Consider the following 17,234-nt stretch of genomic DNA (forward strand, 5'->3'; position numbering starts at 1 on the left):
CCGGCGCTGCATCATCGTCTGGCGGAGCAATATTACTCAGGCCATCATCATGACTCAGCGTTCCTCCGCCTATATCAACGCACAACAACGTGAACACATTCATCAATTAAGACGCAGCTGGCTGTGGCGCACGGAGTTGCCGACCTGGCTGCTGATAATGGCGGTGTATGGCGGCTGGTTTGGCACCTTGTGGTATGGGCAACGGCTGGGGTTACCCGCCACCACCCTGCTGATGATTATCTTCACCACCTGGTATATGTCGTTGCAGCATGAACTGATTCACGGTCACCCCACGCGCTGGCCGCGCCTTAACCAGCTGTTTGGCACCCTGCCGCTGGCGGTGTGGTATCCGTATGGGTTGTATCGTGATTCGCATCTGGCGCACCATCGCAACCACACCCTGACCGATCCACAGGACGACCCGGAAAGCTATTACCTGACGCCGGAACATTGGGCGCGGCTCCCGCCATGGCAGCGCCGGATAATCCACCTGCGTAATACCTTCCCCGGTCGTCTGTTGCTGGGACCCGTGCTGGATATCCTCGCCACCCTGCACGCCATGCTGAACGCTTTCCGCCAGCGTGACGGGCGCGCCATCGCCATGTGGATGATTCATCTCGGCCTGCTGGCTGTGCTGTTTATCTGGCTGGCACATCAGGGCTATTCACCATTGTGGTGGGTGCTGGGCGTCAGCTATCCGGCGCTGGCGTTGACTAAAGTCCGCTCCTTTTACGAACATCGGGCCGAAGAGGAACCGCTGGCTCGTTCGGTCAATAACGAAGCTGCACTGCCGTGGCGTTTGTTGTTTCTCAACCTCAACTATCATTCAGTACATCACGATCTGCCTGGCCTGCCGTGGTATGGCCTGCGAAGGGTTTACCTGCTGCACCGGGATGGCTACTTCCAGCGTAATCAGGGCTTTCGTGTCGCCGGTTATGCCGAGTGGCTGCGACGCTTCTGGGCCAGGCCGGTCAATGTTAACGCCCATCCGGGCCGCAAACAGGATGCACAGGATGACTAAACGGTTGTCATTACCGATGTACGACATCAATCACACCGTGACCGAAGCGTTAATCGGCGCGCTGGCACAGCTGATGGCAACACGTGGTATCACAGCAAAGGTGGAGTGGCACAGCGACCTGCTGCCGCACTGGCGCGCTAACGATTTATTGCTGAGCCAGACCTGCGGTTACCCGCTGGTGAAACTGCTGCCGGAGGTACAACTGGTCGGGGCATTTCAGTCCAGTGCGCCAGGGTGTGAGGGTCTGCGCTATCGCAGCTGGCTGGTGGTGCGTGATGAGGACAAGGCACTGACGCTGGCTGATTTTCGCGGTCGCCGCGCGGTGTGCAACAGCGATGATTCGCACTCCGGCTACAACTCGCTGCGTTATGTGGTGGCTCCGCTGGCACAGCAGGGGCGCTTTTTTGCTGAGACTCACTTCAGCGGTAGTCATCGCCAGTCACTGGCTGAACTGCGTCAGGGCCGGGCGGCTATCGCCGCCATCGACTGCATCACCTGGGCGCTGGTGCAGCGCAATTTTCCCGAGGAACTGGCCGGACTGTCGATTATCGGTGAAACGCCACTGTGCGCCGCGCTGCCGTTGATCACTGCGGCACAGACCGACGCGCATACGCTGGCACAATTACGCGCTGCGCTCACGCAGTTGACAGAAGATGAGGCGTACCAGGAGCTGTGCGCTGCCAGCCTGATTGGCGGTTTCGCCACGCCGGATCGCGCTTTTTATGATGAGGTATTGCTGTGGGAACAGCAGGCCGCCATGCGAGGCGTGACGGCGCTGTAAGTTTAATGACGTGAGGCAATGATCGCGTCAGCCACATTTTTCGGAGCTTCGGCGTAGTGGTTAAACTCCATGCTGTAGGTGGCACGTCCCTGCGACATCGAACGCAGCGTGGTGGAGTAACCAAACATCTCTGCCAGCGGCACTTCGGCGCGGATGATACGGGCGCCAAAACGTTCGTCCATGCCCTGCAACGTGCCACGGCGTGATGAAAGATCCCCCATCACGTTACCGGCGTACTCTTCCGGCGTTTCCACTTCGACCTGCATCACCGGTTCGAGGATCACCGGGTCAGCCAGTTTCGCTGCCGCTTTAAAGCCAAAAATCGCCGCCATACGGAACGCCATTTCCGACGAGTCGACATCATGGTAGGAACCAAATGTCAGAGTGGCTTTGATATCCACCACCGGATAGCCCGCCAGCACGCCGCTGTTGAGTGCTTCGCGAATACCCTTCTCTACCGAAGGGATAAACTCGCGCGGCACCACGCCGCCTTTGGTGGCATCCTCAAATGCAAAACCGGCTCCCGCCTGCTGGGGTTCCAGCGTCAGGACTACGTGCCCATACTGACCTTTACCACCGGACTGACGCACAAACTTCCCTTCCACGTCACGCACCGTTTTACGGATGGTTTCACGGTAGGTGACCTGCGGTCGGCCAATGTTGGCTTCAACACCAAACTCACGCTTCATGCGATCAACGATAATTTCCAGATGCAGCTCACCCATACCGGAAATAATCGTCTGGCCCGATTCTTCATCGGTATGCAGACGGAATGACGGGTCTTCCGCCGCCAGCCGCTGCAACGCCAGCCCCATTTTTTCCTGATCACTCTTGGTTTTCGGCTCGATGGAGAGCGAAATGACCGGTTCCGGGAATTCCATGCGCTCCAGCGTGATCACCGCGTTGGGATCGCACAGGGTTTCGCCGGTGGTCACCTCTTTCAGCCCCACACAGGCAGCAATATCCCCGGCTCGAATCTCTTCGATTTCGATACGATCATTGGCCTGCATCTGCACAATGCGTCCGATACGTTCTTTACGCCCTTTCACCGCGTTCCATACGCTGTCGCCTTTGCGCAGCACGCCTGAATAGACGCGCACAAAGGTCAGCTGGCCGACATAGGGATCGCTCATCAGTTTGAAGGCCAGCGCCGAGAATGGCTCATCATCATCGGCATGGCGTTCAGCGTGTTCACCACGCTCATCCACCCCGGCTACCGGCGGCACATCCACCGGCGACGGCATCAGCTCGATCACCGCATCCAGCATGCGCTGCACGCCTTTGTTTTTGAAAGCGCTGCCGCACAGCATCGGCTGGATCTCGTTCTGCAAAGTACGCTGGCGTAAACCGGCAATCACCTGCTCCTCGCTCAGATCACCCTGTTCAAGGTACGCATCCATCAACGCTTCACTGGCTTCTGCCGCTGCGGCGACCATGTTTTCGCGCCACTCCGCCGCCAGTGCCTGCAAGTCATCCGGGATAGGGGCGTAATTGAAGGTCATCCCCTGGGTCGCCTCATCCCAGTAAATGGCGCGCATTTTGATCAGGTCAACCACGCCGGTAAAGTGTTCCTCGGCACCAATCGGGATCACAATCGGCACCGGATTGGCGTGCAGACGATCTTTCATCATCTGCACCACATGGAAGAAATCCGCACCCTGACGGTCCATTTTGTTGACGAAGGCAATGCGCGGCACATGATATTTATTGGCCTGACGCCAGACGGTTTCCGATTGCGGCTGCACGCCACCGACAGCGTCATACACCATCACCGCGCCATCCAGTACGCGCATAGAACGTTCCACCTCGATAGTAAAATCGACGTGTCCGGGGGTATCGATGATATTGATACGATGCGGCGCAAAGCTGCCATCCATACCTGGCCAGTAGCAGCTCACCGCAGCCGAGGTGATGGTGATACCACGCTCCTGCTCCTGCGCCATCCAGTCGGTGGTTGCCGCGCCATCGTGCACTTCACCCAGCTTATGGCTCATCCCGGTGTAAAACAGGATGCGCTCGGTGGTGGTGGTTTTACCGGCATCGATGTGCGCGGAAATGCCGATATTGCGATAACGTTCGATGGGTAGCGGTCGGGGCATGATGCGTCCTTAGTCTGTTCGACGGAAAAAAGCGGGCACCATTGCCCGCTGCTGCTAAACAGCTTAGACCCATTGTACGAATGAATACGAACAGTTTGAGCTGTTTTTCAACAATCGTCATTACATCAATACGCATTTGACTACTGGCATCCCATGCCGCTGCGTTTTAAGGTAGGGATCTCATTCTCAACGGGAAACACAACCATGCGCATTCTGGTAGTCGGCGCCGGCGCAACCGGCGGGTATTTCGGTGCGCGTCTGGCGCAAGCAGGACGTGATGTGACTTTTCTGGTGCGCGAGCGCCGTTTTCAGCAGTTAAAAAGCGGCGGGCTGGTACTTAAAACCCCCACCAGCAGCGAAATCCTGCAACCGCAGCTGGTGCAGGCCGGTGCGCTGCACGGCACTTATGATCTGATTATCCTGACGGTGAAAAGCTTTGGTCTGTCACAGGCGATTGAAGATATCGCCCCTGCGGTTGGCCCGGAGACGTTGATTATGCCGATCCTGAACGGCATGCGGCATATCGATACGTTGCGCAGCCGCTTTGGCGACCAGGTGATTGGCGGCCTGTGCAAAATCAATGCAACCCTGGGTGAAAACGGTGAAGTGATACAGATGACCCCGCTGCATATCCTGTTCTATGGCGCACTGAATGGTCATAACGATGCACGTCTGCAACGGGTGAATGAAGCCCTGAGTGGTGCGCAGTTCGACAGCGTTTTTGCCGATAACATCAGCAGCGAACTGTGGGAAAAGTGGCTGCTGCTCAGTACGCTCGGTGCCGTCTGCTGTATTGGCCGTGGTAATACCCAGCAGGTCCTGACGTCACAGGGCGGGGAAGCGTTATTGCGGGGCATTTTCGGTGAAGTGCTGTCCGTCATCAGCGCGGAAGGTTACCAGGAACGCCCGGCAGTGACCGCGAAGATTTTTGAGACGCTGAATAACCCGGCGACGCCGATGACCTCGTCGATGTATCGTGACCTGACCCAGGGGTATGATATCGAAGCCGACCAGATTATCGGCGACCTGCTGGTGCGCGGCACGCGTAATGGCGTGGTAACGCCGCTGCTGAATGCGGTGTATGTCAATTTGCAGGTATATCTGAAGAATCGTTAGTGCTGAACCGTCGCGGCGCGATAAATCGCGCCGCGACAGACATTAACCCGCGACGCGTGACTGCACGCCCGGCAAACGCATCAACCGTTGCCACCCGGCTTCTACCGCTTCCGGCACATCAACATGACCAAAGAATCCTTTGCCGCGTGGCCCATAACCATTTTCATCATCACGCAGCCGCTGCACTTCCCCCATCAGCAACGACAGGAACCGCTCCATTGACCATAATCCCTGCGGCGGCGCCCCGGTGATACGCAACATCCCGGAATCGATAATCACCTGAGGGATAAATACCGGCCAGCTGATAAATTCCGGGGCGTCGGCGCGATCGCGCCATTGCCAGCGGAAAGTTTCCCAGGTACGACGTTGCATCAGGGGATCCTGCACCAGAATCACCCGCTGCGGCTGCCATTGCTCGGCATCCAGCAATTGCTGACTGAACGCGGCATTTTCTCCGCAGTTACGTGATTGTTCTTCCAGCAACAGTTGATCGTCCGGCAACGCCGCAAATACGCGCGCAATGTCACCCAGCATTGCTGCCTCACTTTTGCCCTGCGTATTAATTTGCCGATACAGCGGATGCGCGGCCATCATCTGTGCCAGTAACGGCGTAGAATGACCAATCCCGCCGCTGATTAATAATGGCAGCTGGTATTTCTTTGCCAGCGCGACCACACCTTCAATATTCGGTAGCACCGCATGGCCAGCCAGAATCGCCAGGTCAGCTTCCAGCGTGCCCTGCTGCGGCATATGATCCAGCGCCAGCCACTGCGCCAGGGTGTTGATATCGCGAATGTGTTCCTTATTGAGTTGCATGCTGTTCTCCTCAGGTTATCTCTCGCAGTGTACGCCTTAAGACCACGCCGACAGGGAAAAATTTGCTACACTCGCCGCTATCATCTTCAGGAGAGTTCAATGACTTCGCGCTCCGTAACCCTCGATGACGTCGCTCAACTGGCGGGGGTTTCCTATCAGACCGTTTCCCGTGTGCTTAACCGTTCCGTACAGGTATCACCGCGTACCCGGGAAAAAGTTGAGGCCGCGATGCAGCAACTCAACTATGTGCCGAACCGCGTAGCGCAGCAACTGGCCGGTAAAGCCACCCGCACGCTGGGGCTGGCTACCAGCGATCTGGCGCTGATGGCACCGGCGCAAATCGCCTCAGCCATCCAGCAGCGTGCCGCAGCGCTTGGCTATCATCTGGTGATGGCCATGGCGTCAGGCAGCGCACAGGACACGGTCAATGAACTGCTGGCGCAGCGGGTTGATGCGCTGCTGATCAATCTGCCACTGGACACCCGCGTGGCAGAACAGATTCAGCAGCAATGTGGCGATAAACCGGTTCTGTTTCTTGATGTTGAACGCAATGCAGCGGTCGCTCAATGTCAGTATCGCAGCGAATCTGGCGCCCGCCAGGCGGTGGATCATCTGGTGGCGCTCGGCCATCGCCAGATTGGGGTGCTGAACGGTCCGGCAAGCTCAGCTTCTGCTCGTGCACGCTTTCAGGCGTGGCAACAGGCGCTGGCAGCACACAGGCTTACAGCCTGTTGCGTGCTGGAGGGGGACTGGAGTGCGGCGTCAGGTTATCAGGCGTTGCTCAGCCAGTTACCACACCACCTGCCGCAGGCGCTGCTGGTGGCGAACGATCAGATGGCGCTCGGCGCGATGCGCGCACTGCATCAGCATGGCGTGCAAATTCCCGCAGAAATCTCGCTGATTGGTTATGACGACACAGCGGAAAGTGCCTGGTACCAGCCTCCCCTCACGACGGTGCGCCAGGATTTGCAGCAGCTCGGTGCGGTCAGTGTTGATCGATTATTGGTGCGGCTGGACGGTACGAGCCACGACGAACCACCCCTGGACACTACGCTGGTGGTACGGGAAACCACGGCAGCGCCGCAACAGGAAAAGCCAGATGTCGCCGAGGTGGCGCAACAGTTGCAGCAATTGGCTCGACGCTTAATGCGCCCGTAGCAGCGCGATTTATCGCGCCTCTACCGAAAATATTCAGGGGCCTTTCGGCCCCTGAATGGTTATTGCGGCTTGGGTTCGCCCATCGCCTTGAGTTTTTTCGACAGCTCACGGCGTTCTTTGGAAAGATCCGCGTTTTTAATGATGTACTCGTCCACGCGGTCTTCATAGTCCACGCGCATGCTGGCGATAATTTCCTGAATCGCCTCAACGCTCATGCCCGGTTTGATGTATTCGCTCAGGTTATCCAGCAGCAACACACGTTTCTGGTTATCACGGATTTTCTTCTCATTGTCCGTAATTTCGCGCTGTAGTTTGTTTTTACGACGAAACATACGCACAAACTCCAGAACGTCCTGAAATGATTGCTTGGCATTTTCCATGTTGGCACCTTTCTTTAGGCCTGCCTGAGCAGGCGGAATAGTCAATGACGGGTCTAACCTTCAGCTTAGCGGCTTGCCAGCCTGGTAAGCAATTTTCACAGCTAAAATCGGACAGGGACTTATCTTAGCGCAAAGAAAGGGCGATTCACATTAAGTCATTGCCGCGAAAACTATTTACGTAACGCCAGACGAACCAAATCAGTCATACGCTCCAGCTGGCGTGCCTGTTCAAGGCTCAGCCAGACATAACCGTAAATCGAGGTGGTTTCCAGCTGCTTGCTACCATTAGCAATCAACTGCTCCAGCTCCTGCATGATATTGCCCAGTTCATGGCTGTTCGCCGTGACCTGCTCCGTCTCCCCTTTGACCATCAGCACCGCCAGTGCCTTCAGGGTGTTTTCCGTCATCTGCTGGGTGCGGCGTAACGCGGGTGCATTCAGCAGCAAATAATGACTCTCGCGTGACGCCCACCACGCATCAATTTGCATCTGCATGGTGTTAACCATATTACGGTTTATGGTCTGAATGGCTTCAAACACCGATTTGGGAATGCGGGTCTCTTTGCTGGCGGGTTCCAGTAGCGCGCGCATTTTGATCACGCTGGTGAGCAGTTTCTGAAACGGTTTATTCAACCGTGGCTTATCCACCAGGTTGGCAGAAAAACCGGTGTGATGAATTTTCGCCATATTGATAAAGGCATCGGAGAGCTGGATACGCCAGTGAATGTAGGCACGCTGCGCCCAGATGGCGGTGAACAACAGCGCCATCAGCGACCCCAGAATCACATCCCCGCCGCGCCACATCGCCACGGTGAAATCCCCTGCCGGTGCGCCGACCACCACACTCAGGGTGATGCCAATCAGCAGCGCCATATAAGGATGTTTGCCGAGAGTGAGATAACCGCACACCACCATTACCGTGAAACACCACACCAGCATGACCGGCAGCGAGATCAGTTCCAGCTTCAATGCGATCAGTCCCGAGACAGCCCCGGCAAAGGTACCAATGATACGCTGGACAACACGAGGAAAGACATTTCCCCAGGTTGAGATCGGCCCCATCACCACCACTAAGGTAATCAGCGGCCAGGTTCCTTCCGGGATGTCAGTCAGACGGACAAACAAAAAACTCAGGACAAAAGCGATAGCGATACGCACGCCATGTACGGCGCGATAATGGCGGTAGAGCCAGAACTCAATGGATGAAATAGGCTTATCAGCGCGTAACATGATGATCCGGGAACGGGAAAATTTTGCGCGCTATGTTACCCTGGCAAAACAGGATTCCTTAACCCCTGACGCGCATTTTTACTGACTTTTTGACCACTGCTTACAAAAACCAACATGCGCGCTACATCCTTTTTTCCCAATCGAAACATAGATGTAACGCCATGAACGTTTTTAACGTGGCCGCACCGGAATATACATGTTCAGCAGCCAGTTGCCACTTTGCGTTCCATCGGAAAGATAATGCTCATAGCAGGGCCGTTCATCGATTTGCCAGTCACTGCGTTGCTGCAATAATGTGAACAACTCATTCCAGGCACCAAAGAAGTCGTTATTAATGACTTCATGGCAGGTGTGGAAGTAGTAGCCTCCCGCCAGCGTGCCGTGCTGAATATTGTCCCCTGCTGCGAGGGCAAAATCAGCCGCAACCGTGAGCACAGTTTCCACGACTAACTCTTCAGGGGGTAACGCCTGGGGATTGCCATAGTAAATGGCCATCCACTCCCCGGAAAAGCCATGACGCGCCGCCCACACCTTCAGTTGCCCAAAACCCTGGGGCACGGTTTCCTGCCAGGGTCCCTTCAGGCGATAACCGACCCAGCTTTGCGCCGGACGATCAACGATGGATGTTTTCATGATTCACCTCGGTATCAGCCGCAAAATGGGGATGCTGATACCGAAGTTAGACCATGCTTACAGTTTTTGCTTCAGGTAATCTTCAATACGCGTCACGATCCCGGCTTTATTGACTGCCGTCAGCGCGTAGAGCGGATAGCTTGCCAGCTGCTTGTCCTTGTCCATCACCTGAATCTCACCCACCTGCTCGTTGGCCTTCAATGGCGCTTCCAGATCTTTGCGGTCAATAACGTATTTCGCTTTTACGTTCTGCACTTCGCTGCGCGGCAGCGAGAGATAGATGTCCTGGGTGGTGCCGACATCCACCTGATGCGGATTACCGTACCAGACGTTTTCGGTGCCAATCTTCTTGCCTGCATGGAACAGTTGGACGGTGTCAAAGTTGTTCTGACCCCAGACCAGCAGCTTGCGTGCCTGTTCCTCACGACCTTTCGGGCTTTTACCCCCCATAATCACCGCTATCAGACGATGCTGACCAATGATATTCGAGGCGATAATGTTAAAACCGGCGGTTTCGGTATGGCCGGTTTTCATGCCGTCAACGTGCAGGTTATTATCCCACAACAGACCGACACGGTTGTTCTGGGTGATTCCGTTCCAGGTGAGGGTTTTTTCACTGTACATGGCATAGAAATCGGGTTCGCCATGGATGATGGCGCGTGCCAGCACCGCCAGATCGCGCGCAGTGCTATGCTGCCCCGGTGCATCCAGACCGTGCACGGTTTCGAAGTGGGTATGCGTCAGGCCCAGTTTCTGCACGTAGCTGTTCATTATGTCGACGAAGTTTTGCTGGCTGCCCGCCACATAGTCGGCCAGTGCCACGCAGGCGTCATTGCCTGAATCGATGATCACCCCACGGCTCAGATCACGCACCGTCACTTTGTCGCCAGGCTTGAGGAACATCAACGAAGAACCTTTAAATACCGGGTTGCCTGCGGCCCAGGCATCTTTGCCAACGGTAACCACATCGTCGCGCGTGATTTTGTGCTGATCGATAGCCCGATCCACCACGTAGCCGGTCATCAGCTTGGTCAGGCTGGCCGGGTTACGCTCCTCATCGGGGTTCCCGGCGGTGAGAATCTGCCCGGTAGTCGCGTCCATCAGCACCCAGGAAGCCGCATCAATCGACGGAGGCGTCAGGGGGAATGGCATGCTGTCGTCAGCCTGCGCCAGCGATGCCCAAAAAATCATTCCAGATACAGTTACCAGCAGACGCCTTTTCAACACTTCTTCCTCAAAAAATGAATTTACCGCCGCACTTTGTACGGCAAATGCCTTTAAGAGGTTTGAATAAATTGAAAAAAAGTATGAACTGAGGACAAATTCTGCGCGCGGGTGCGCAGAGCTGAGGAGGAAGGTTGTACTGTGCCAGCCGGACGACTATTCTGTGCGTTGATTTTACATAGCCAAGAGTGACAAGAACCTGACACTCAGACCATATGCCTGCCAAGAGGGAAAATGGTAAAGAGTTCACTACTACTGCAGACCCGGTGATGGTAAATTAGTCGTCTTTTTACGATCACAATGATTTTTGGCTAAGTACTAATTAATAGCCGATTATTTTAAAGACAAATTTAAGTGGTTCTGGGGCTATTAGAGTAAAAATGGGGAAGAAATGATCAGGTTGGAGAAGGGTATAATCCTGCTTTACCTACTGGCGATAACCATTATTGGGTTATTTTTCGTTTTCAAAAACACACCTCTCACCGGGTTAGATGAGAGATTCCATTTCTTTCGTGCTTATCAAATTTCCCAAGGCGAAATGCTACCTAAGCAGATTAACAACGAGAAAGGTGCATGGGGTGGATGCGTAAATGACAAGGCGCTGGCTTATGTATGGCCTTTTTTTATCTCTCAGGATAAAAATGAGCCAGCAAGTCGTGAAGCAGCTCGTCGCAGAGCAGCTGAATTAGATGGTTCGAAAAACGACCACAATACATGTTTCAACTTCGCGCCTTCTGCAACCTATTCGCCGTTGCTCTATTTTCCATCAGCCATCGGTATCGCTTCCGCCCGACTAACAGGCATGGGAATAGATACTCAAATGTATGCCGGACGATTACTGAACCTGGTATTTTTCGTCGGTATGATCTACATCGCAGTGATGATGATGCCGGTCATGCGAATCCCAACATTGATGGTACTTTCCTTCCCAACGCTGATTAATCTGGCTTCATCATACAGCCCGGACCCGGTCACCAACCTGATTACCGTAATGTTCATAGCCTGCTGCCTGCGCATGGCTATTCTCAAAGAGAGGATTCTCCTCATTACCTTTGTCATGGCCTGTCTGATCGGCTTACTCAAAATGACTAACATTGCCTTTCTGCCCTTCCTGGCATTGATACCGGCATCATTATTTAGCAGCAAAGTTAAATGGTTGGGATATATTTCAGGAAGTATCATTGCAGGGTGTGCTGTTGCGTTGGCATGGAATGGTCATTATTCGTGGGTACCAAGTGAATTCTGGCATTCAGGAGGAGATATTAATGCCGCGAAATCCAGGTTAATAAGTGACCCACTAGGTACAACGCTGTTCATTCTGAAAAGCATCTGGATCCAGACACCGGACATGTTTAATAAGATGTTCGCAACCTTTGGTGGCGGCCCACAACTTTTCACTTGGACATATGGTGGCCCCTTCTGTCGCTCCGCAATAATGCTGGCAGGACTTGCGTCGGTTATTAGTGTTACAAAATCCAGGCTGGATTTTGGTTGGTTTCGATTGGCACTTCTTCCCGTGATGAGTATTGGCAGCATTGCCCTCATATTTCTTGCTCTCTGGGTTGGATTCTCTCGTCTGGATCTCGGCATTGTGGCTGGCGTTCAGGGGCGTTATTTCATCATCAGCCTTATGGTGATGATGCTTTTTATTGTATTAAGCCTCTCCTCCTCATCCCGCATCGTTAACTCTTCGATAATGAATGCAGCAACGGATGGCCGGTTAATGCTGGTTACTGCCTTTATCTATCTTGCATTGATAAGCTACGTGAGTTTCCTGAGTATCCAGACATATCTTCCGCTTTACGTTTAAAAAAAGCCCCTTTTGGGGCTTTTAGTTCTTCCTGGAAAGGAAAAATTAGTCTGGTCACTTGATACTGCTAAGATTGCCTGAACTAAAACCATTAAACGCTAATAACTATTAACATATGCAGGTAAGTCCGGTGAGAGAGTAGATTTTATTGCTTTCTAATCAATACCTTAACAAAAAAAGTAAACAGGTAAAAATTTTGGCAAACGATCGCGAACAACCTACCTTTCTCTTTCACGATTACGAAACCTTCGGTAAGAGTCCGTCACTTGACCGACCTGCACAGTTTGCCGGGTTACGTACCGATAAAGATTTCAATGCCATAGGTGAACCGCAGGTGTTTTATTGCCAGCCCGCAGATGATTATCTGCCGCAACCTGAAGCGGTGATGATTACCGGCATTACCCCGCAGACAGCGCAGGCGCGCGGTGTCACGGAAGCGGCATTTGCCGAGCGTATTCATGGCCTGTTTACCGAAGCACAGACCTGCGTGCTGGGTTACAACAATGTCCGTTTTGATGATGAAGTCACCCGCAACATTTTCTATCGAAATTTCTTCGATCCCTACGGCTGGAGCTGGCAGAACGGTAACTCGCGCTGGGATTTGCTGGATGTGATGCGCGCCTGCTACGCGTTGCGCCCGGAAGGCATTATCTGGCCGGAAAATGATGACGGTTTCCCCAGCTTTAAACTGGAGCATCTGACCAAAGCGAACGGCGTGGCACACGAACAGGCGCATGATGCGATGTCTGATGTCTATGCCACGCTGGCAATGGCAAAGCTGGTCAAAGAGAAACAACCCAAACTGTTTGAGTTCCTGTTTACGCATCGTAATAAACAGAAACTGATGACGTTGATCGACATCCCGCAAATGAAGCCGCTGGTGCATGTTTCGGGGATGTTCGGCGCAGCGCGGGGCAACACCAGCTGGATTGTGCCGCTGGCATGGCACCCGGATAACCGTAATGCGTTGATCGTGGTCGATCTGGCGGGAGACATGAGCCCGCTGCTGGAACTGTCTCCTGATGAACTGCGCGAACGGTTGTATACCCGCCACAGCGAGCTGGGCGATCGTGCGGCCGTCCCGCTCAAACTGGTACATATCAATAAATGCCCGGTGCTGGCCCCGGCGAATACACTGCGTCCGGAAGATGCCGAGCGGCTGAATATCGATCGCCAGGCCTGCCTGGCAAACCTTGCGCTGTTGCGTCAGCATGCGGAAGTACGGGAAAAAGCGGTGACGTTATTTGCTGAAGCCGAGCCGTTTACGCCATCTGATGATGTGGATGCGCAGCTGTATAACGGTTTCTTCAGTGATGCCGACCGTGCAGCAATGAATATCGTGCGTCAGACACCGGCACAGAATCTGCCCGCACTGGATTTGACCTTTGATGATAAGCGCATCGCTAAGCTGTTGTTCCGCTACCGGGCGCGCAACTTCCCGGGGACGCTGGATGATGCTGAGCAGCAGCGCTGGTTACAGCATCGCCGCGAAGCGCTGAATGCCGAGCGTGTACAGGCATTCCTGCTGGAGCTGGAGTCACTGGCGAGTTTGCATGAAGGGAATAACGAAAAGCTGGGATTGTTAAAATCCCTGTATTTGTATGCGCAGGAACTGGTTTCGTAATCACCCCTGTCTGAGGCGTAGCGGCACGATTTATCGCGCAATGCGGGTAAAACCTGCGCGATAAATCGCGCCGCTACGGAAGGTGCGCGTTACCGCGCACCACTTCAATTTAAACTTCTTCGCTGTACTGCGGCACCGGGTTACGGAAGGTGCGGGTCACAAACGCCAGGTAGATAATCCCTACAGCTGCCCACACCAGACCTAACACCATTGAAGTCTCTTCCAGGTTAATCCACAGCGCGCCAACGGTCATTGCGCCGAGTACCGGCAGCACCAGATAATGGAAGTGATCTTTCAGCGTTTTGTTGCGCTTCTCACGGATCCAGAACTGAGCAATCACCGACAGGTTAACAAAGGTAAACGCCACCAGCGCGCCAAAGTTAATCAGTGCGGTTGCGGTCACCAGGTCGAAGTTGATTGCCAGCAGTGCAATCGCGCCGACCAGCAACACGTTCAGTGACGGTGTACGCCATTTTGGGTGTACATAGCCAAAGAAACGCTCCGGGAACACACCATCACGCCCCATCACATACATCAGGCGGGAAACGCCAGCGTGCGCCGCCATGCCAGATGCCAGCACCGTGACCACCGAGAAGATCAGGATGCCAACCTGCAGCACTTTGCCCGCGACAAACAGCATAATTTCTGGCTGTGAGGAGTCCGGATTCTGGAAACGCGAGATATCCGGAAAGTACAGTTGCAGGAAGTAGGACACCGCAATAAAGATCACGCCACCAATCAGCGCAGTGAGGAAAATCGCGCGTGGAATGGTGCGTTCAGCGTCTTTTGTCTCTTCCGACAGCGAACTGATGCCATCAAAGCCAAGGAATGAGAAACACAAGATAGTCGCACCGGTGATCATCGGCACCACATGGGCGTCAGATGACCAGAACGGTTTCGAGCTGGTCAGCGTACCTGCCCCCACACCGTGCGACACACCGTAGATCACCATGCCGGTAATCACGATCATCACCAATACCTGCAACACCACAATCACGCTGTTGAAGTTTGCGACGGTTTTGATACCACGCAGGTTGGAGAGCGTCATAAAGCCCACCAGCAACACCACGAAAATCCACGACGGGATGCCCGGCACCAGCGTTTCAAAATAGCTTTTCGCCAGCAGGATGTTGATCATCGGCATGAACAGGTAGTCCAGCAGCGATGACCAGCCCACCATAAAACCAACGTGTGGGCTGATAGCCTTCTGTGCATAGGTATAAGCGGAGCCCGCAGATGGGAAGCGGCGTACCAGCTTACCGTAGCTAATAGCAGTGAACAGAATGGCGATCAGCGCGAACGCATAGGCAGTGGCGACGTGGCCGTCGGTCAGACCTGAGACGATGCCGAAGGTATCAAACAGGGTCATTGGCTGCATATACGCCAGGCCCATCATGACCACCGGGATCAAGGTCAGGGATTTTTTCAGGTGTGCACGCTGCGGTGCGGCGGAGGTATTAAGCGACATTGTTCAGGCCCCCTACAGCAACAACCGAACTGGGTTGTACCACAGGGAAACTGCGCAAATTGCGACAGGAGGTGGGTTGATAAGCATTTGTGCTTACCGCAGCGCCGTAGTCATCACGAAAGCGAGAACCAGCCTGCGCTGGTGCAGTAGTAAACAGCCCCATCTTTGTATCCTCAAAATCTCACGCGCAACGCGTGTTTCAGTGTCTATCTATCCGGATGCGTGTCCGGCCTCGGTTAAATTATGGTGAAATCACTCTGCAAAAAATAACCGACGCGATAAGCGTCGGTTATGTTGGTATTTTGCAGGGCGCATATTTTGCCTTAATTACTGGCTTCAATACAAGATGTTGCCGCTATTCTTCCTGCGATCAGGCGTTCTTCAACATCCAGTCAATCTCGGTGGCGGTGATCAGCCGCTCAAACTGCATCAGTTCATACTGTTTGCAGCTATGCCACACGCCACTGAAACGCTCCCCCAATATTTTTTGCAGCGGATAACTGTTCTCAAATTCATACAGCGCATCACTCTGCCGAATCGGCAACGCCAGCCCTTCCGCCTCATGGCCATTGCCTTTCACCGGGTGCGGTAGCGGCAGTTGGTTGTCCAGACCGTGCAGAATACCGGCAAGAATAGTTGACACCACGAGGTAAGGATTTGCATCGGCACCGGCAACACGATATTCCACACGATGATTTTCCACGTCGCCGCAGGGAATACGCAGCGCCACCGTGCGATTATTGTGCCCCCAGGAAGCCTGCAACGGCACAAACGCATCTGGCAGGAAGCGGCGATAAGCATTCACATTCGGTGCCAGCAGTGCCATTGAAGCCGGCATCAGGTCGATCATCCCTGCCAGCGCACGCTTCAGCAGTGGCGAATCGCTACCGTCATCCAGCGAGAAGGCATTATGATCGGCCGCATCGAGCATACTGATATGCACATGCATCCCGCTGCCCGCATACTCCTCATAGGGCTTCGCCATGAACGTCGCGGTCATACCATGATTTTCCGCCACCTGGCGCACCAGGCGTTTAAGCTGGATAGCGTGGTCGCAGGCTTTCAGCACATCACGCGTGTGATGCAGGTTGATTTCAAATTGTCCTGGTGAGGCTTCGGCCAGCGCACCATCCGCCGGAATGCCCTGCTGTTTTGCCAGGTCGTCAATATCGCGCAACACATCAGCGAAGTGATCGAGGTTATCCACCGAATAGACCTGGCTTTGCATGTTGCGCTCATCACTGCCGGGCGCGCAAGGCGGCTGGATATACCCCTCTGCATCACGCTTTTTATCGACCAGATAGAACTCCAGCTCTACCGCTACCACCGGAAATAATCCGCGATTGCGCAACTGTTGCCACAGCTGATTGAGGACATTTCGGGGTTCAACGTCAAAGGGAGTGCCATCTTGGTTGCACATGGTCAAAAGCAGTTGTGCAACGCGTTGAGGGTCGGCAGCGGAAGGCATTAAAGAACCCAGGACAGGAAAGCAGATATTGTCTGGCTCGCCGAGTGCCTGTCCCAGTCCGGCCTCTTCGACGGTGTTACCCAGAATATCCATGGCAAAGACCGAAGCCGGGAAATAACAGCCCTTTTCCAGTTTTGCTAACGCTGAGACGGGAATGCGCTTACCGCGAAATACCCCATTCAGATCATTTAAAAGTATATCGACATATTGCGTTTCAGGATGGCGTTCCAGCCAGGTATTCACCTCCAGCTGGAACGCGCTGGTTCGCTTCTCTTCACTATGTCGCGTGAAGTCTTCTACTTCCACGAGGTTCGTCATGATCCCACCCGCCCTTTACCGTTTGTCAGGTTTGCGCAATGCTCAAAATAACAGCCACCTATCTAACATAGCTCCAACACAAAAAGTGT

General features: G+C 54.1%; 14 protein-coding genes. 6 read left to right on the forward strand and 8 right to left on the reverse strand.

The genetic code is table 11. The annotated features are described in order from the left end of the window. The first annotated feature begins 49 nt into the window (after positions 1 to 49). Together CUN67_RS12510 and CUN67_RS12515 are read left to right on the forward strand one after the other, a co-directional pair. Entirely contained in the window at positions 50 to 1,021 is a 972-nt protein-coding gene (locus CUN67_RS12510) for a fatty acid desaturase (protein WP_208715669.1), read from the forward strand. After that, a complete protein-coding gene (locus CUN67_RS12515; RefSeq protein ID WP_208715670.1) occupies positions 1,014 to 1,802 on the forward strand; it encodes a phosphate/phosphite/phosphonate ABC transporter substrate-binding protein in 789 nt (262 codons plus the stop codon). Before CUN67_RS12510 ends, CUN67_RS12515 begins: the two co-directional genes overlap by 8 nt. 2 nt (positions 1,803 to 1,804) lie before the next feature. Here CUN67_RS12515 and fusA read toward each other — a convergent pair whose 3' ends face one another. Next, positions 1,805 to 3,901, reverse strand: a complete 2,097-nt coding sequence (gene fusA, locus CUN67_RS12520; RefSeq protein ID WP_208715671.1) for an elongation factor G — start codon at positions 3,899 to 3,901, stop codon at positions 1,805 to 1,807. A gap of 204 nt (positions 3,902 to 4,105) precedes the next feature. On the opposite strand from fusA, the gene CUN67_RS12525 reads away from it, so the two are divergent. Further along, positions 4,106 to 5,017, forward strand: coding sequence for a ketopantoate reductase family protein (locus CUN67_RS12525; RefSeq protein ID WP_208715672.1), 912 nt, complete (start codon positions 4,106 to 4,108; stop codon positions 5,015 to 5,017). 42 nt (positions 5,018 to 5,059) lie between these two features. Here CUN67_RS12525 and CUN67_RS12530 read toward each other — a convergent pair whose 3' ends face one another. Continuing rightward, a complete protein-coding gene (locus CUN67_RS12530) occupies positions 5,060 to 5,833 on the reverse strand; it encodes a YdcF family protein (RefSeq protein WP_208715673.1) in 774 nt (257 codons plus the stop codon). Between the two features lie 99 nt (positions 5,834 to 5,932). On the opposite strand from CUN67_RS12530, the gene CUN67_RS12535 reads away from it, so the two are divergent. Continuing rightward, positions 5,933 to 6,991, forward strand: coding sequence for a LacI family DNA-binding transcriptional regulator (locus CUN67_RS12535; RefSeq protein ID WP_208715674.1), 1,059 nt, complete (start codon positions 5,933 to 5,935; stop codon positions 6,989 to 6,991). Positions 6,992 to 7,050: 59 nt separating this feature from the next. Here CUN67_RS12535 and tmaR read toward each other — a convergent pair whose 3' ends face one another. The 4 genes from tmaR to dacD form a co-directional block, all read right to left on the reverse strand. Next, positions 7,051 to 7,371 (reverse strand): PTS system regulator TmaR, encoded by a 321-nt coding sequence (tmaR, locus tag CUN67_RS12540; protein ID WP_013509702.1) that lies wholly within the window; start codon positions 7,369 to 7,371, stop codon positions 7,051 to 7,053. Positions 7,372 to 7,541: 170 nt separating this feature from the next. Further along, positions 7,542 to 8,600, reverse strand: a complete 1,059-nt coding sequence (locus CUN67_RS12545; protein ID WP_208715675.1) for an FUSC family protein — start codon at positions 8,598 to 8,600, stop codon at positions 7,542 to 7,544. Positions 8,601 to 8,771: 171 nt separating this feature from the next. After that, positions 8,772 to 9,233: a GyrI-like domain-containing protein gene (locus CUN67_RS12550; protein ID WP_208715676.1), complete on the reverse strand. Its 462-nt coding sequence runs from the start codon at positions 9,231 to 9,233 to the stop codon at positions 8,772 to 8,774. Positions 9,234 to 9,290: 57 nt separating this feature from the next. Next, positions 9,291 to 10,457, reverse strand: coding sequence for a serine-type D-Ala-D-Ala carboxypeptidase DacD (gene dacD / locus CUN67_RS12555; RefSeq protein WP_208717191.1), 1,167 nt, complete (start codon positions 10,455 to 10,457; stop codon positions 9,291 to 9,293). A gap of 391 nt (positions 10,458 to 10,848) precedes the next feature. Here dacD and CUN67_RS12560 point away from each other — a divergent pair, with 391 nt between their 5' ends. Continuing rightward, on the forward strand, positions 10,849 to 12,267 hold the full coding sequence (locus tag CUN67_RS12560) for a DUF2142 domain-containing protein (RefSeq protein WP_208715677.1): 1,419 nt from the start codon (positions 10,849 to 10,851) through the stop codon (positions 12,265 to 12,267). A gap of 196 nt (positions 12,268 to 12,463) precedes the next feature. Next, on the forward strand, positions 12,464 to 13,891 hold the full coding sequence (gene sbcB, locus CUN67_RS12565) for an exodeoxyribonuclease I (protein ID WP_208715678.1): 1,428 nt from the start codon (positions 12,464 to 12,466) through the stop codon (positions 13,889 to 13,891). 109 nt (positions 13,892 to 14,000) lie between these two features. Here sbcB and CUN67_RS12570 read toward each other — a convergent pair whose 3' ends face one another. Both CUN67_RS12570 and CUN67_RS12575 read right to left on the reverse strand, forming a co-directional pair. Further along, entirely contained in the window at positions 14,001 to 15,359 is a 1,359-nt protein-coding gene (locus CUN67_RS12570) for an APC family permease (protein ID WP_208715679.1), read from the reverse strand. A gap of 370 nt (positions 15,360 to 15,729) precedes the next feature. After that, complete coding sequence (locus CUN67_RS12575) at positions 15,730 to 17,145, reverse strand: glutamine synthetase family protein (RefSeq protein ID WP_302882254.1); 1,416 nt, start codon at positions 17,143 to 17,145, stop codon at positions 15,730 to 15,732. Positions 17,146 to 17,234 lie beyond the last annotated feature (89 nt).

The organism is Pantoea cypripedii, from assembly GCF_011395035.1.
GTDB classification, from domain to species: domain Bacteria; phylum Pseudomonadota; class Gammaproteobacteria; order Enterobacterales; family Enterobacteriaceae; genus Pantoea; species Pantoea cypripedii_A.

Bases quoted from the DNA above. Each gene is read 5' to 3' on its own strand.
- CUN67_RS12515 (WP_208715670.1), top strand. From the start codon at position 1,014: ATGACTAAACGGTTGTCATTACCGATGTACGACATCAATCACACCGTG.
- CUN67_RS12535 (WP_208715674.1), top strand. From the start codon at position 5,933: ATGACTTCGCGCTCCGTAACCCTCGATGACGTCGCTCAACTGGCGGGG.
- CUN67_RS12510 (WP_208715669.1), top strand. From the start codon at position 50: ATGACTCAGCGTTCCTCCGCCTATATCAACGCACAACAACGTGAACAC.
- CUN67_RS12560 (WP_208715677.1), top strand. From the start codon at position 10,849: ATGATCAGGTTGGAGAAGGGTATAATCCTGCTTTACCTACTGGCGATA.
- CUN67_RS12530 (WP_208715673.1), bottom strand. From the start codon at position 5,833: ATGCAACTCAATAAGGAACACATTCGCGATATCAACACCCTGGCGCAG.
- CUN67_RS12525 (WP_208715672.1), top strand. From the start codon at position 4,106: ATGCGCATTCTGGTAGTCGGCGCCGGCGCAACCGGCGGGTATTTCGGT.
- CUN67_RS12545 (WP_208715675.1), bottom strand. From the start codon at position 8,600: ATGTTACGCGCTGATAAGCCTATTTCATCCATTGAGTTCTGGCTCTAC.
- CUN67_RS12570 (WP_208715679.1), bottom strand. From the start codon at position 15,359: ATGTCGCTTAATACCTCCGCCGCACCGCAGCGTGCACACCTGAAAAAA.
- fusA (WP_208715671.1), bottom strand. From the start codon at position 3,901: ATGCCCCGACCGCTACCCATCGAACGTTATCGCAATATCGGCATTTCC.
- CUN67_RS12550 (WP_208715676.1), bottom strand. From the start codon at position 9,233: ATGAAAACATCCATCGTTGATCGTCCGGCGCAAAGCTGGGTCGGTTAT.
- tmaR (WP_013509702.1), bottom strand. From the start codon at position 7,371: ATGGAAAATGCCAAGCAATCATTTCAGGACGTTCTGGAGTTTGTGCGT.
- CUN67_RS12575 (WP_302882254.1), bottom strand. From the start codon at position 17,145: ATGACGAACCTCGTGGAAGTAGAAGACTTCACGCGACATAGTGAAGAG.